Consider the following 12,787-nt stretch of genomic DNA (forward strand, 5'->3'; position numbering starts at 1 on the left):
GGATGTCCGGATCGAGCCCGGACATGACAAAGATTGAGCCTATGCTCGATTGTTTACAATGATAGAGGCGGGTTTTGCCGCCATTATGAGCCGGAGACCGAATGGCAGCATCGTCTGCGCTTCTTTCCATGGAAGCCATCACCAAGAGCTTTGGCGGTGTCAAAGTCCTGCATGGCGCGACCCTCGAGATTGCTCCTGCCGAGGTCATGGCCTTGGTCGGCCAGAACGGGGCCGGCAAGTCGACCATGATCAAGATCCTCAACGGTGCTCATTCGCATGATGGCGGCACGATCACCTTTGGAGGGGCGCCCTGGCAGGCGAGCTCTCCGCAGCAGGCCCAGCGCCTGGGGGTGAGCACCATCTTCCAGGAACTCAACCTGATCGGCTATCGCTCGGTTGCCGAGAACATCTATCTCGGTCGCGAGCCCAAGCGTGCGGGCCTGTTTATCGACTGGAAGGCGATGAATGCCGGCGCGCGGGAACTGCTGGCCCGTTTTGACGTCAATATCGACGTTACCCAACCCTTGGGGGGATTCCCCACCGCCATCCAGCAGATGGTGGCGATCGCTCGCGCGGTATCCTTCAAGGCCCGCCTGGTGATCATGGACGAGCCGACCTCCTCCCTCGACGAGGCCGAAGTGGCGGTGCTGCTGCGCACCATCCGGCAATTGAAGAGCGATGGGGTCTCGGTGCTGTTCGTCACGCACAAGCTCGACGAGCTCTATGCGGTCTGCGACCGGGTGACCATCATGCGGGATGGGCGCACGGTCGCCGTTTCGGCCATGCAGGAGATGCCCAAGCTCACTCTGGTCACCACCATGCTTGGCAGAGCCCTGGCCGAGGTAATGGCCGGCCCCACCGCCGCTGAGCGCGACGAAGCGCCGTCACGCCGGGAGGAATTGCTCGGCGTGCGTTCGCTTGCGGTCGGTCGGCGGGTGAGCGACGCCACGCTTTCGATCGACAAGGGCGAGATTGTCGGACTGGCCGGCCTGCTCGGTTCGGGGCGGACCGAGACCGCTCGCGCCATCTTTGCCGCCGATCGCCGGGCCAAGGGAGAGATCGCCTTCGGCGGCGCCAGGACGGATTTCCGTTCGCCCGCCGAGGCCATCAAGGCCGGCATGGGTTTCTGCTCGGAGGATCGCAAGGTCGAGGGCATCATTCCCGACATGTCGGTTGCCGACAATCTCACTCTTGCGCTGATGCCTGCCCTCTCTCGCTCCGGCCGCTTCGACCTGGCCGAGCAGAGGCGGATCGTCGAGCGCTTCATCAAGGAAATCGGCATCAAATGCTCGAGCCCGGATCAGAAGATCCGCGAATTGTCCGGCGGCAACCAGCAAAAGGTCCTGCTCGCTCGCTGGCTGTGCATGAATCCCAAACTTCTCATTCTGGATGAACCCACCCGCGGCATCGATGTCGGTGCCAAGGCGGAAATTCTCAACCTGATCCGGCGCTTTTCCGCCGAGGGCCTCGGCGTGCTGGTGATTTCGTCCGAACTTGAGGAAATCATCGAGGCAGCGACCCGCGTCTTCGTGCTGCGCGACGGCTTGAGCGTGGCGGAACTGCGTCCGCCCGATATCAGCGAGGACAGCATCATGGCCGCCATGGCCCACGGCGCCAGCCCTGTCGCCGAAGAGACTGGAACGCCAGCCCACGGAAAACCCGGCCATGCGTGACGTTCCTGCGTTCCTGCAGCGCTACGGTGTCTTCATCGCGCTGCTGCTTCTGATCGGCTTCAATTTCGCCGTCACCCCCAATTTTGCTACCACCCAGACCTTGCTGCTCAACCTCACCCAGGTCTGCACCATCGTGATCGTCGGCATCGGCATGACGCTGGTGATCGCGACCGGCGGCATCGACCTGTCGGTCGGCTCGCTGATGGCGATCGCCGGTGCGCTGTCGCCGATGATCTTCACCGGCAAGCTCGTGGATTTTCCCAGCCTCTATGTCGCGATCGCCTTCGGTATCGTCATTCCGGTGCTGGTGGCCGGCCTGTTCGGCCTGTTCAATGGCTGGCTGATCACGCGCTACAACATCCAGCCGATCATCGCGACGCTGATCCTGTTCATCGCGGGCAGGGGGCTTGCCCAGGTCTCCACCAATGGCGACCTGCAGGTCTTCAAGGTCCCTGAATTCCAGGCGATCGCGCTCGGCAAGGTCCTGGGATTGCCGTTCCAGGTCTGGATCATGGCTGTTCTGGTGATCGCGGCCGCCTATGTGCTCAAGGGCACCATCTTCGGCCGCCAGGTCCTGGCGGTCGGCGGCAATGAATCGGCGGCCCGGCTCGCCGGCGTGCCGGCCGCCCGGGTCAAGGTGCTGGTCTATTTCATCTGCGGGCTGTGCGCCGGCATTGCGGGTCTCATCGAGATCGCCATGAACTCGGCGGCCGATGCCAATCTGATCGGCATGGGCAAGGAACTCGATGCCATCGCTGCGGTGGCCGTGGGTGGCACGCTGCTTTCGGGCGGCAGGGCCACCATCGTCGGCACCCTGTTCGGAGCCCTGATCATCCAGCTGGTGCGCTATACCTTGCTTGCCAACGGCGTGCCGGATGCGGCGGCCCTCATTGCCAAGGCGGTGCTGATCGTGCTCGCCGTCTGGCTCCAGCGGCAGGGAACGGCGTGATGAAGAAATTCCAGTTCACGCCGGTGATCGGCGTCCTGCTCGCCCTCCTGCTGCTCGCGGCCTTCGGTGCCTGGCGCTATGACGGTTTCCTCGGCACCTACAACATCCAGACCGTGCTGCGTTACAACTCGATGTTCATGCTGGTGGCCCTCGGCATGTGTTTCGTGATCATGACCGGCGGCATCGATTTGTCGGTCGGCACCACCGCCGCGCTGGCGAGCGTCGTGTCCGCCTATCTCAGCTCCTATGGCTTGCTTGCCGGTGTGGCTGGCGGGCTTGCGGCGGGGGCGATTGTCGGCCTCATCAATGCGCTGATCATCACCCGCCTGAAGATCCTGCCTTTCATCGCGACGCTGGCCACCATGCTGGCGGCACAGGGTACGGCCTTGCTGCTGGCCAACAACCAGTCGGTGTCGGCTTCCTACGATACCGCCTTCACCGTGCTCGGACAGGGCGATCTGCTCAGCTTCATCAGGCCCGAATGGGTGGACGCCGAAAATGCCGGCATCGCTGCGAATATTCTCGGCTTCGTCCTCAGTTTCCCGACGCCGGCCTGGATCGCCTTGGCGGCCTATATCGTGGGTGCGGTGACCCTCAACTCCACCTCCTTCGGCCGGCACGTGCTGGCGGTCGGTGGCGGCACGGAAGCCTCCCGCCTGATGGGTTTGCCGGTCAATCGTACCATCTTCGCTGTTTATGTGATCTCCGGCGTGACGGCCGGCATGGCGGGCGTGATCCTGGCCTCGCAATTCGGGGCGGGGCAGCCGATCGAAGGCATTGGCTGGGAGCTGATCGCCATCGCCTCGGTGGTGGTGGGCGGCACGCTGCTGACGGGCGGCAAGGGCTCCATTGGCGGCACACTGGCCGGCGCCTTGCTGCTCGGCCTGATCTACACCATCCTCAATTTCGAGAACGGCATGGGCTGGATCTCGCTCTCGGCCTATTGGCAGTCGGTGGTGCGCGGCGCCTTCCTGCTGGTCGTCGTCATCCTGCAGGCCAAACTCATGCAGACCAAGCCTGCGCAGATCGCAAAATAGGAAAGTATCATGCTCAAGAACATCGATCCGTTGCTGAATGCCGATGTGCTCTATGCCCTCCGGGCCATGGGCCATGGCGATACGCTGGTGATCTGCGACACCAATTTCCCGGCCGACTCGGTTGCCCGCGAAACGGTGCTGGGCGATCTCCTGCGTATCGACGGCGTAACGGCGGCGCGGGCGGTCGAGGCCGTGCTTTCGGTCGTGCCGCTCGACACCTTCGTCGACGACTCGGCCCGCCGCATGGAGATCGTCGGCTCGCCTGACGAGATCCCGGCGGTCCAGCAGGAGGTGCAGGCGGCCATTGACAGCGCGGAAGGCAAGTCCTGGCCGATGACCTCGATCGAGCGCATGGAATTCTACGAACACGCCAAGAAAGCCTATTGCGTCATCGCCACCGGCGAGCGCCGCTTCTATGGCTGCTTCATCTTCCGCAAGGGCGTGATCGCACCGTAGGAGGTGTTGCACCCCTCATCCCCCTGCCGGGACCTCTAGTCAACTCAAGGGAGTTGACGGCACCCGCAAGGGAAGAAGGAGCCTTTGTGGGACAGGCCGCGCGATGTTGAAGCGGCCGGATGTGGCAAAAGCGAGCCCGATGAAATCCCTTCTCCCCTTGCGGGAGAAGGTGGCGGCAGCCGGATGAGGGGCGCGCGCTGTCCCTCCTCTTCAAACCCGATAAGCCTTGAGCCTGCCGAATGTCAGGCGGTGGTGCGGGCAGGGGCCATGCGTGTCGATGGCGGCGGTATGTTCGGCTGTGCCGTAGCCCATATGGCGCTCGAAGCCATAGAGCGGATAGGTGACCGCCAGCTTGATCATCAGGCGGTCGCGGGTGACCTTGGCGATGATCGAGGCAGCGGAAATAGCCGGCACCAGGGCATCGCCGTCGATGATGGCGCGGGCCGGAAGCTGCAGGCCGTGCGGCACGTCCTTGCCGTCGATCTCCACCGACGAAGGGCGCAGGGACAGGCCCCTGACGGCTCGCCGCATGGCGTCGAGCGTGGCGCCGCGGATGTTGAGCCGGTCGATCAAAGCCGGGCTCGAAAAGGCAACCGACACCGAAAGCGCCGACGCCATGATCTCCTGATAGAGCTCCTCGCGTCGTGCCGCCGTGATGACCTTGGAATCGGCCAGGCCGACGGGCACTCTGTCAGGATCAAGGATGACGGCGGCTGCCGAAACCGGGCCGGCCAGCGGTCCCCGGCCAGCCTCGTCGACGCCAGCGAGAAGAAGTTTTGTCATGAACTGGCGTTAGAAGATTCCTGCCGACAGGTCCAGCGCGGAGGATGGGTCGAAGCTGTACCGATACAAATCGTGACTTGCTTTGTATCTCTGCCGTGTCAAGTTGAGCCGCAATATTTCACGGCATGTTGCCGACGACGGTAGCTGGCGTCTGGGCAGATAGCGTTTGTTGCAGGGCGAGGTGGAATGCAAAAGAACGTGACCGATATCGAGGCAGTTGCGCCTTCTCAGGACCATCAACCCAAGAGCGAAGTGGCATCAACTCCGGCTCCGGCCAAGGCCGGCCTGGCCTCCGACAATGTTTTCGATCGTCTGGTGCATGACGAAGAGGATGTCGTCGGCCTCCTCGCGTTCTCCCTTTCCATGCAGAACAAGCGTGACTGGCTGGTGGCGTTCAAGAAGGAAGTCGGTCGTGACCCGACACCCCAGGAACTCGCCGCCTATGACATCGGCGAGCGGATCGATCGTCGCCTGGCGACCTATCGCAAGCTCGCCGAGCACGCCTTGGCCGGCAATTCCTTCTGGGCCTCGGCCACCCTGACACCAGTGAGCGAATTGCCCGGCCCCACCGTGAGCGAGCCTTCTTCTGCCCCGGCCAAGCCGCAACGCTCGTCCTGGTTCGGCAACAGCAAGGGATGATTGCCGCCCGCTGTCGAGATGGCGGGCAACGCGACCGATGGACGAAAGATTGGCCTGATCAGAACAGCGCCAATTGTTCGCCCATCCGCACCGGGCGGGTGAACAGGTCGGTGCGCAGTTTCAGCCGCCTGGCGTTGATGCCGAGCCGCGCGGCTGCCAGTTCGAAGCGCCGGCCGATCATCCAGGCATAGGGCCCGGTGCCGGACATGCGCAGGCCCCAGCGTGAATCATAGTCCTTGCCGTCGCGGCTCGAGCGCATCAGCGAGAAGACATGGTTCATGGCATCGGGGCGATGCTCGTTGAGCCAATCGCGCATCAGGCCCGAAATTTCCAGCGGCAGGCGCAGCATGACGTAACCCGCCTCGCGGGCACCAGCCGCACGGGCCGCCTCGAGGATGCGCTCGATCTCGGCATCGTTGATCTTGGGGATGATCGGCGCCACCATCACCGTCACGGGAATGCCGGCATCGGCCAATTGGCGCATGGCCTTCAGCCGCAGGGACGGCGTGGCCGCGCGCGGTTCGAGCGAGCGGGACAGCTTGGCGTCGAGGGTGGTTACCGACAAAGCGACCTTGACGAGGCCACGCCGGGCAAGACGCGCGAGAATGTCGATGTCGCGCGTGATCAGGCCTGATTTGGTGACGATGCCGACCGGATGGCTGGTTCTATCGAGAACCTCCAGGATGGAACGAGTGATGCCGCGCTGGCGCTCGATCGGCTGATAGGGATCGGTATTGGTGCCCATCGCGATGGTGCGCGGCTGGTAGTTCTTCGCCGCCAGCTCCTTTTCCAAGAGGGACGCGGCATTCGGCTTGGCGAACAGCTTGGTCTCGAAGTCGAGCCCCGGCGAGAGGCCCATATGCGCGTGCGTCGGCCGGGCGAAGCAATAGACGCAACCATGTTCGCAACCGCGATAGGGGTTGATCGAACGGTCGAAGGAAATGTCCGGCGAGTCGTTGAAGGTGATGATCTTGCGGGCCTGCTCCTCCTGGATTTCGGTGCGCAGGGTCGGCAATTCCTCGATCGAGTTCCAGCCGTCATCCTCGATGAAGCGCGACAGCCCCTCGAAGCGCCCACTGGCATTGGAGCCGGCGCCGCGTCCCCGCCGCCGCTCGATGTCGACAACGGTCGTGCCCACCGGCACCGCGTCGGTAAGAGAGACCTTGCTTATCGGCACGCCCATGGCCGCCTCCGCGAATCAAATTTCTCTGTTCTCATTAGAACAAAAAGAGAACATTTGGGCAAGCGAAACCAAAATGCCAATCATTTGAGCAGGATCGTGCCTTCGCGCCCCTCACGTCGGGCGGTGGTGCATGATATGCGGACCTTTGAAAAAAGTGACCGTTCCAGTCGGACCAGACTTGCCATGATCAGTGTTGTCATCGCCGCAAACGGCCAGGAAGTCGCGCTGGCGGAAACGCTGGCTGCTCTTGTCCCGGCGGCGGCGGATGGCTTTGTGCGCGAGGTGGTGGTGGTAGCGGAATCCGGGCCGTCGCAGGGCACGCGGCTGGTCGCCGACGCGGTCGGTTGTGTCATCGTCGAGGGCGATGCCAGGACCGGGCTGGAGGCTGCCCGCAGCGACTGGGTGCTAGTGATGGCGCCGGGCGTCCGGCTGGAAAGCGATTGGTTCCGCGAAGCCGGCGTGATGATGCAGCGATTGCAAAGAGCGAACGACCGGCCGGTTGCGATGCTGTTTCGTGGCGCTGTCGACGATTATGGCTGGCGCGCAAGGCTCAGCGAAATCGTGCTCAAGCTGTCGCGTAGCCGCAGACGGAAGCAGGCCATGCTGGCGCCGCGCAAGGCGCTGCTGGCGGGCGGGCGCTTGGGGACTCATGCCTTGCGCGCGCGTGCTTTTACGGGTGGAGTGGGGACGGTGCGGTGAGGCAGGCGCTCCTGGGACCGCCGGCTTCCAGCCGGCTCTTGGAACCGTCGCACGTGCGGAAAGGAAGAGCCGGCCGGAAGCCGGCGGTCCCAGGGAACCTATCGCTGCAGCGAAGCTCCCCCGCTGTCGAAGACATGGCAGAGGGCGGGGTCGGCGCGTAGCGGCACGGTTTCGCCATGGCGGACCCGCAACTGGCCGGGGGCCGAAATGGTCAGGTTCTCGCCGCCCGTGGTGGTCGCATAGAGCACCGTCTCGCCACCGAGATGCTCGACCAGATGGACCTTGACCTCGCCGAGCGGCTCGCCGGCCTCGCCGCCGACCAGGATATGCTCGGGGCGAACGCCGAAAGTGACGGGCGCCGCTGCCGCCGCGCCTGGCAGCGGCGCGCCGAGGCGAACCGATTGCCCGGCGACTTCGATCGCATCGCCGGTCCCAGTCAGGCGGCCGGCCAGGAAGTTCATCTTGGGCGAGCCGATGAAGCCGGCCACGAACTGGTTGGCCGGTGCGTTGTAGAGGTCGAGCGGTGCACCGACCTGCATCACCACGCCGTCGCGCAGCACCACGATCTTGTCGGCCATGGTCATCGCCTCGACCTGGTCGTGGGTCACGTAGATCATGGTGTTGCCGAGGTCCTGGTGCAGCTTGGCGATCTCCACGCGCATCTGCACGCGCAGTTCCGCGTCGAGATTGGAGAGCGGCTCGTCGAACAGGAAGATGCGCGGTTCGCGCACGATGGCCCGCCCGATGGCGACGCGCTGGCGCTGCCCGCCGGACAGGGCCTTGGGGCGGCGCTGCAGATAATCCTCGATCTTGAGGATCCTGGCGGCATGGCGCACCCGCGTCTCGATCTCGGCCCGCTTGCAGCCGGCGGTTTCCAGGCCGAAGGCGAGGTTCTTGTACACCGTCATGTGGGGGTAGAGAGCATAGGACTGGAACACCATGGCGATGCCCCGGCGCGAGGCCGGCACATTGTTCATGCGCTCGCCGTCGATGAGGAGGTCGCCGCCCGAGATCGGCTCGAGCCCGGCGATCATGCGCAGGAGGGTGGACTTGCCGCAACCGGACGGGCCGACGAACACCGTGAACTCGCCCGGTTCGATGACGAGGTCGACGCCATGAATCACGTCCAGCGAACCATAGCGCTTCACCACCTTGTCGAGCCTGATGCTGGTCGCCATGCCGTCCTCCCTACAAGCCATTCGCACTTGATTGAACCCAAGGGACTGTCATCCCCGGCGGGGTCGTAGACCCCGGGAAGGGGATCCAGGGACTATTAGGTGTGTCCAACGGCCCCTGGATCCCCTTCCCACGGCCGTTGGCCGTGCCGGGGATGACACGTCCTCATTTGCGGGCGGTTCTCTAAGGCCGCCAACCGCGATATTTGGGGTGATCCGGCCCGATCGGCAGCTTGACGTCGCTGCCGGTCTGGGCCGAGTGATAGAAGGCAGTCGCCAGTTCCAGCGCCCGGCGCGCATCATCGACCGTGACCGGCACCGGTCCGCGGCTATGCAGCGCCTCATGGAAAGCGTCCATCTGCCCGAGGAAGCGGCGGCCGACCGGGGGCAGGTCGGCGACGAGATCCTTGATATCGGCGGCTACGGCCTCGTTCGCCGGCAGGATGGTCCAGGGTTCGTCGCCTGGCGAATAGGCCTCGCCGCCGCTTTCGAAGGTGACGTTTTCGAAACATAGGCGCAGCCGCGAAATCTCGTTCTGCGAGCCCAAAGTGGCGCTGGCGGCCACCAGCGCGCCATTTTCCATTTCCCAGGACGAGGAAACGCAATCTTCCACCTCGATGGCATTGACCCGCGTGGTCGCGCGGGCAAACAACCGGCGCACCGGGCCCATCAGATAGGTCATCATGTCATGCTGGTGGATGGCATGGGTCATCAGCACGCCGCCGAGCTCGGTGTCCCACTTGCCGCGCCAATAGACGGCATAATAGTCGGGCGTGCGCCTCCAATGGGTTTCGACGGTGCCGAGATAGGGCTTGCCGGCCAGTCCCGACTCGATGATGCGCCTGGCCTTCTGTACCCCCTCGCCGAAGCGGTACTGGAAGATCGGCATCAGGATCTGGCCGCTCTGGGCCTGGGCATTGGCCAGGAGGTCAGCCTCGTGCAGCGAGCCCACCAGCGGCTTTTCGCAGACGACATGCTTGCCCGCCGCGAGGGCCCGGCTGACCAGATCGAAATGGGTGGCTGGCGGCGTGGCGATGTCGATCACGTCGATATCGTCGCGCTTGAGAAGTTCGTCGAAATGCAGCGTGCGGCTCTCGGCGGAGAATTCGTCGGCCACTGCATCGAGGCGCTCCTGGTTGCGATCGCAGACGGCGGCGAGACGCCAGCGCTCGGGGCGTGGCTCATAGGCCTCGGCGATATGCGAGCGGCCGATGTTCAGCCCGACCACGGCGACGGATTTGATCTCGCCCATCACGCGGCCTCCTCGGCTCGTTGCTGGGCCTTGAGGGCGAGTTCCATCGCTTTGAAGCAACGGGCCTGCGGCATGGCTGTCTCGGTGCGTTCGAAGACATCGGCGATGAACTGCCGGCCGAAGGGAAGTTCGACCGCCGAACAATCGATATGCTGCATGCCCTTCCGGTCAGTCAGGAAGAGATGGTCTCCACCGGGACGGCCGGCGACGTCGACATATTTGCGCAGCTCGATGGTGCCTTGCGTGCCGGTGATGAAGAGTCGTCCATCGCCCCATACCGGCAGGCCGTCAGGCGTGAACCAATCGACGCGGATATAGCCGGTGACGCCCTCAGGCGTGCGCAGGTGGACATCGCCGACATCTTGCAGGCCGGGCTTGTCGGCATTGGCGCGATTGCCGACGGAGGCCGAGAGAATGTCGGCGTCCTCCGCACCGGTGAAGAACAGGAATTGCTCGAACTGGTGGGCGCCGATATCGACGAGGATGCCGCCATAGCGTTCGCGCTCGAAGAACCAGCCCGGCCGCTGCGGCTTGCGCAGGCGATGCGGGCCGAGCCCGGCCATGGTCACGATGTCGCCGATGGCGCCCGAGGCCACCAGTTCGCCGGCCTTCACGGTGGCGGGCACCTCGAAATGTTCCGAATAGAGGATGGAGAGGATGCGCCTGGTCTCGGCCTGAACCAGGCGCACGCTTTCGAGCTGGTCGATGCTCGTCATGCCCGGCTTGTCGAGCAGCACGTCCTTGCCGTGGCGCATGGCTTTGATTGCCACATCGGCGCGGTCGCCTGGAATGGCGGCGCTGACGATGACGTCGATCGCAGGATCCTCATAGAGCTTCGCCGCCTCGGCGACGCGCAGTATCTCGGGATAGGTCGCGGCAAAAGCGGCCGCGAGATTGTCCTCGGCTGCGTGAAAGCCGGTACAAACTGCGCCGGCGCGCCTGAGCGCCGCGATCTGGCCGTGGATATGGTCGTGATTGATGCCGATGATGGCAAATTTCAAAGGTCTCATATCAATTATCCGCTCGGGCGTTTTACTTGCAGATTAAATCACCAGAATCGCAAAATGCGCCTGTTCCCAGTGTGTTAAGTCGAACGAAGGTTTTGGCTTGAACGCATTTTGCTCCCGATGTCAGCGTTTCATGCCGGTGGTGGCGATGCCCTCGATCAGAAGGCGCTGGAAGAACAGGAAGACCAGGAAGATCGGGATCAGGGAGAGCACCGACATGGCGAAGAGGGCGCCCCAGTCGGAGGTGCCGCTGGCATCGACCAGGGACCTGAGGCCGAGCTGCACGGTGTAGGTGTGGATGTCACCCAGATAGATCAGCGGCCCGAAGAAGTCCTCCCAGGTCCAGATGAAGGAGAAGATGGCGGCGGTGGCGAGCACGGGGACGGAAAGCGGCAGCACGATCTTCCAATAGATGCGCCAGGCGCTGCAGCCATCCATCATCGCGGCTTCGTCGAGCTCGCGCGGCAGGCCGCGGAAGAACTGCACCATCAGGAAGATGAAGAAGGCGTCGACGGCCAGGAATTTGGGCACCACCAGCGGCAGCCAGGTGTTGACCCAGCCCATGCTCAGGAACAGCACATATTGGGGAATAAGGGTGACGTGGTAGGGCAGCATCAGCGTGCCCAGCATCAGGGCGAACCAGAAATTCCGGCCGGAGAACTGCAGCCGCGCGAAGGCATAGGCCGTCAGCGAGGCTGCCATGACGTTGCCGATGGTCGCCAACACGGAAATCGCCAGCGAGTTGAGGAAGAACGTACCGAAGCTCACCTGCAGGCCGAACCAGCCGGTCTGATAGGCCCGGATCGAGACCTGGGAAGGGATCAGCGAGGTCTGGCCGCCGAAAATGTCGTCGGCCGGCCGCACCGAGCCCGCCAGCATCCAGAGCAGGGGATAGAGCATCACGAAGGAGGTGCCGATCAGGGCGGCGTGGATCAGGGCGGAACGCAGGATCGAGCGCTCCGGTGCGTGCACGGCGGCGGCATCAGTCGTCATAATGCACCCAATAGCGCGCGGTGAGGAAGGAGAAGGCGGTGAAGAAGGCGATGATCAGCACCAGGATCCAGGCCAGCGCCGAGGCATAGCCCATGCGGAAATAGCCAAAAGCCTCCTGGTAGAGATAGAGCGTGTAGAACAGGGTCGAGTTGATCGGGCCCCCATTGCCTTCGGAGATGATGAAGGCGGGCGTGAAGGCCTTGAAGGCCTCGATGGTCTGGATGACGAAATTGAAGAACACCACCGGGGTGAGCAGCGGCAAGGTGATCTTGAAGAACTGCCGGGCCTTGGAGGCGCCGTCCAGGCTTGCGGCCTCGTACATGTCCTGCGGAATTTGGCGCAGGCCCGCCAGGAAGATGATCATGGGCGAGCCGAACTGCCAGACCGAGAGCGCCACCAGCGTGTAGAGCGAATAGCGTGGATTGGAGATCCAGCTCGGCCCATCGATGCCGACGAGCGCAAGCAGCGAATTGACGAGGCCGTCGGCGGCGAAGAGCTGGCGCCAGAGCACCGCGATCGCCACGGAGGCGCCGAGCAGCGAGGGTAGGTAGAAGATGGCGCGATAGAACGGCAATCCGCGAATGCCGCGATTGAAGGCCATGGCCAGGGCCAAGGCGAAGATCAGCTTGAGCGGCACCGACAGGAGGACGTAGGTGAAGGTCACCTTCATCGCCGCCGCGAATTTCGGATCGGCGGTGGCGATGCGCACATAATTGGCGGTGCCGGCAAATTGAGGGCTTTGCAGCAGGTCGTAATTGGTGAAGGACAGATAGAGCGAGGCTAAGGCCGGCCCCAGCGTCAGGCCGAGAAAGCCGAGCAGCCAAGGGGCGAGGAACAAATAGCCGGCGGCGTTGCGGCGCAGGGCCTGCCGCAACCGGCTTTCGGAGATCTCGCTCGGACGGGCTAGAGTGGTCGAGGCCAGGGTCGTCGGGGCCATGGCG

The 12,787-nt window shown here is 63.8% G+C and carries 13 protein-coding genes; 6 read left to right on the forward strand and 7 right to left on the reverse strand.

What is annotated here, in order from left to right; genetic code table 11:
- Positions 1 to 101: 101 nt before the first annotated feature.
- Genes QM672_RS03310 through QM672_RS03325 form a run of 4 tightly spaced genes read left to right on the forward strand, consistent with a single transcriptional unit; the run spans position 102 to position 4,115 of the window.
- Positions 102 to 1,673 carry a sugar ABC transporter ATP-binding protein gene (locus QM672_RS03310; protein ID WP_415080604.1) on the forward strand — a complete coding sequence of 524 codons (1,572 nt, stop codon included), beginning with the start codon at positions 102 to 104 and terminating at the stop codon, positions 1,671 to 1,673.
- Positions 1,666 to 2,622 (forward strand): ABC transporter permease, encoded by a 957-nt coding sequence (locus QM672_RS03315; protein ID WP_415080605.1) that lies wholly within the window; start codon positions 1,666 to 1,668, stop codon positions 2,620 to 2,622. The genes QM672_RS03310 and QM672_RS03315 overlap by 8 nt, the downstream gene beginning before the upstream one ends.
- Complete coding sequence (locus tag QM672_RS03320) at positions 2,622 to 3,659, forward strand: ABC transporter permease (protein WP_415080606.1); 1,038 nt, start codon at positions 2,622 to 2,624, stop codon at positions 3,657 to 3,659. Before QM672_RS03315 ends, QM672_RS03320 begins: the two co-directional genes overlap by 1 nt.
- A gap of 9 nt (positions 3,660 to 3,668) precedes the next feature.
- Positions 3,669 to 4,115, forward strand: a complete 447-nt coding sequence (locus QM672_RS03325; RefSeq protein WP_415080607.1) for an RbsD/FucU family protein — start codon at positions 3,669 to 3,671, stop codon at positions 4,113 to 4,115.
- Between the two features lie 210 nt (positions 4,116 to 4,325).
- Here QM672_RS03325 and QM672_RS03330 read toward each other — a convergent pair whose 3' ends face one another.
- Positions 4,326 to 4,898: a ribonuclease HII gene (locus tag QM672_RS03330; protein WP_068284723.1), complete on the reverse strand. Its 573-nt coding sequence runs from the start codon at positions 4,896 to 4,898 to the stop codon at positions 4,326 to 4,328.
- A 186-nt stretch (positions 4,899 to 5,084) separates the two neighbouring features.
- Between QM672_RS03330 and QM672_RS03335 the strand changes: the two genes are divergently transcribed.
- Complete coding sequence (locus QM672_RS03335; protein WP_311942170.1) at positions 5,085 to 5,537, forward strand: hypothetical protein; 453 nt, start codon at positions 5,085 to 5,087, stop codon at positions 5,535 to 5,537.
- 58 nt (positions 5,538 to 5,595) lie between these two features.
- Here QM672_RS03335 and QM672_RS03340 read toward each other — a convergent pair whose 3' ends face one another.
- Positions 5,596 to 6,720, reverse strand: a complete 1,125-nt coding sequence (locus QM672_RS03340; protein ID WP_415080608.1) for a PA0069 family radical SAM protein — start codon at positions 6,718 to 6,720, stop codon at positions 5,596 to 5,598.
- 183 nt (positions 6,721 to 6,903) lie between these two features.
- On the opposite strand from QM672_RS03340, the gene QM672_RS03345 reads away from it, so the two are divergent.
- A complete protein-coding gene (locus QM672_RS03345; protein ID WP_415080609.1) occupies positions 6,904 to 7,419 on the forward strand; it encodes a glycosyltransferase in 516 nt (171 codons plus the stop codon).
- A 98-nt stretch (positions 7,420 to 7,517) separates the two neighbouring features.
- Here the strand turns inward: QM672_RS03345 and QM672_RS03350 are convergent, their stop codons facing one another.
- The 5 genes from QM672_RS03350 to QM672_RS03370 all read right to left on the reverse strand — a co-directional run bounded on the left by QM672_RS03350 (position 7,518) and on the right by QM672_RS03370 (position 12,783).
- Positions 7,518 to 8,597 carry an ABC transporter ATP-binding protein gene (locus QM672_RS03350; protein WP_415080610.1) on the reverse strand — a complete coding sequence of 360 codons (1,080 nt, stop codon included), beginning with the start codon at positions 8,595 to 8,597 and terminating at the stop codon, positions 7,518 to 7,520.
- Between the two features lie 181 nt (positions 8,598 to 8,778).
- Complete coding sequence (locus tag QM672_RS03355) at positions 8,779 to 9,846, reverse strand: Gfo/Idh/MocA family protein (RefSeq protein ID WP_415080612.1); 1,068 nt, start codon at positions 9,844 to 9,846, stop codon at positions 8,779 to 8,781.
- A complete protein-coding gene (locus tag QM672_RS03360) occupies positions 9,846 to 10,856 on the reverse strand; it encodes a Gfo/Idh/MocA family protein (protein ID WP_415080614.1) in 1,011 nt (336 codons plus the stop codon). Before QM672_RS03360 ends, QM672_RS03355 begins: the two co-directional genes overlap by 1 nt.
- 120 nt (positions 10,857 to 10,976) lie before the next feature.
- Positions 10,977 to 11,846 (reverse strand): carbohydrate ABC transporter permease, encoded by an 870-nt coding sequence (locus tag QM672_RS03365; RefSeq protein ID WP_415080616.1) that lies wholly within the window; start codon positions 11,844 to 11,846, stop codon positions 10,977 to 10,979.
- Positions 11,836 to 12,783: a carbohydrate ABC transporter permease gene (locus QM672_RS03370; protein WP_415080618.1), complete on the reverse strand. Its 948-nt coding sequence runs from the start codon at positions 12,781 to 12,783 to the stop codon at positions 11,836 to 11,838. Before QM672_RS03370 ends, QM672_RS03365 begins: the two co-directional genes overlap by 11 nt.
- Between the last annotated feature and the right edge of the window lie 4 nt (positions 12,784 to 12,787).

It is taken from the genome of Labrys sp. (in: a-proteobacteria) (assembly GCF_047605565.1).
Taxonomy (GTDB): domain Bacteria; phylum Pseudomonadota; class Alphaproteobacteria; order Rhizobiales; family Labraceae; genus Labrys; species Labrys neptuniae.

Excerpts from the sequence above, each read along its gene's own strand:
- QM672_RS03310 (WP_415080604.1), top strand. The coding sequence starts at position 102 with ATGGCAGCATCGTCTGCGCTTCTTTCCATGGAAGCCATCACCAAGAGC.
- QM672_RS03315 (WP_415080605.1), top strand. The coding sequence starts at position 1,666 with ATGCGTGACGTTCCTGCGTTCCTGCAGCGCTACGGTGTCTTCATCGCG.
- QM672_RS03320 (WP_415080606.1), top strand. The coding sequence starts at position 2,622 with ATGAAGAAATTCCAGTTCACGCCGGTGATCGGCGTCCTGCTCGCCCTC.
- QM672_RS03325 (WP_415080607.1), top strand. The coding sequence starts at position 3,669 with ATGCTCAAGAACATCGATCCGTTGCTGAATGCCGATGTGCTCTATGCC.
- QM672_RS03330 (WP_068284723.1), bottom strand. The coding sequence starts at position 4,898 with ATGACAAAACTTCTTCTCGCTGGCGTCGACGAGGCTGGCCGGGGACCG.
- QM672_RS03335 (WP_311942170.1), top strand. The coding sequence starts at position 5,085 with ATGCAAAAGAACGTGACCGATATCGAGGCAGTTGCGCCTTCTCAGGAC.
- QM672_RS03340 (WP_415080608.1), bottom strand. The coding sequence starts at position 6,720 with ATGGGCGTGCCGATAAGCAAGGTCTCTCTTACCGACGCGGTGCCGGTG.
- QM672_RS03345 (WP_415080609.1), top strand. The coding sequence starts at position 6,904 with ATGATCAGTGTTGTCATCGCCGCAAACGGCCAGGAAGTCGCGCTGGCG.
- QM672_RS03350 (WP_415080610.1), bottom strand. The coding sequence starts at position 8,597 with ATGGCGACCAGCATCAGGCTCGACAAGGTGGTGAAGCGCTATGGTTCG.
- QM672_RS03355 (WP_415080612.1), bottom strand. The coding sequence starts at position 9,846 with ATGGGCGAGATCAAATCCGTCGCCGTGGTCGGGCTGAACATCGGCCGC.
- QM672_RS03360 (WP_415080614.1), bottom strand. The coding sequence starts at position 10,856 with ATGAGACCTTTGAAATTTGCCATCATCGGCATCAATCACGACCATATC.
- QM672_RS03365 (WP_415080616.1), bottom strand. The coding sequence starts at position 11,846 with ATGACGACTGATGCCGCCGCCGTGCACGCACCGGAGCGCTCGATCCTG.
- QM672_RS03370 (WP_415080618.1), bottom strand. The coding sequence starts at position 12,783 with ATGGCCCCGACGACCCTGGCCTCGACCACTCTAGCCCGTCCGAGCGAG.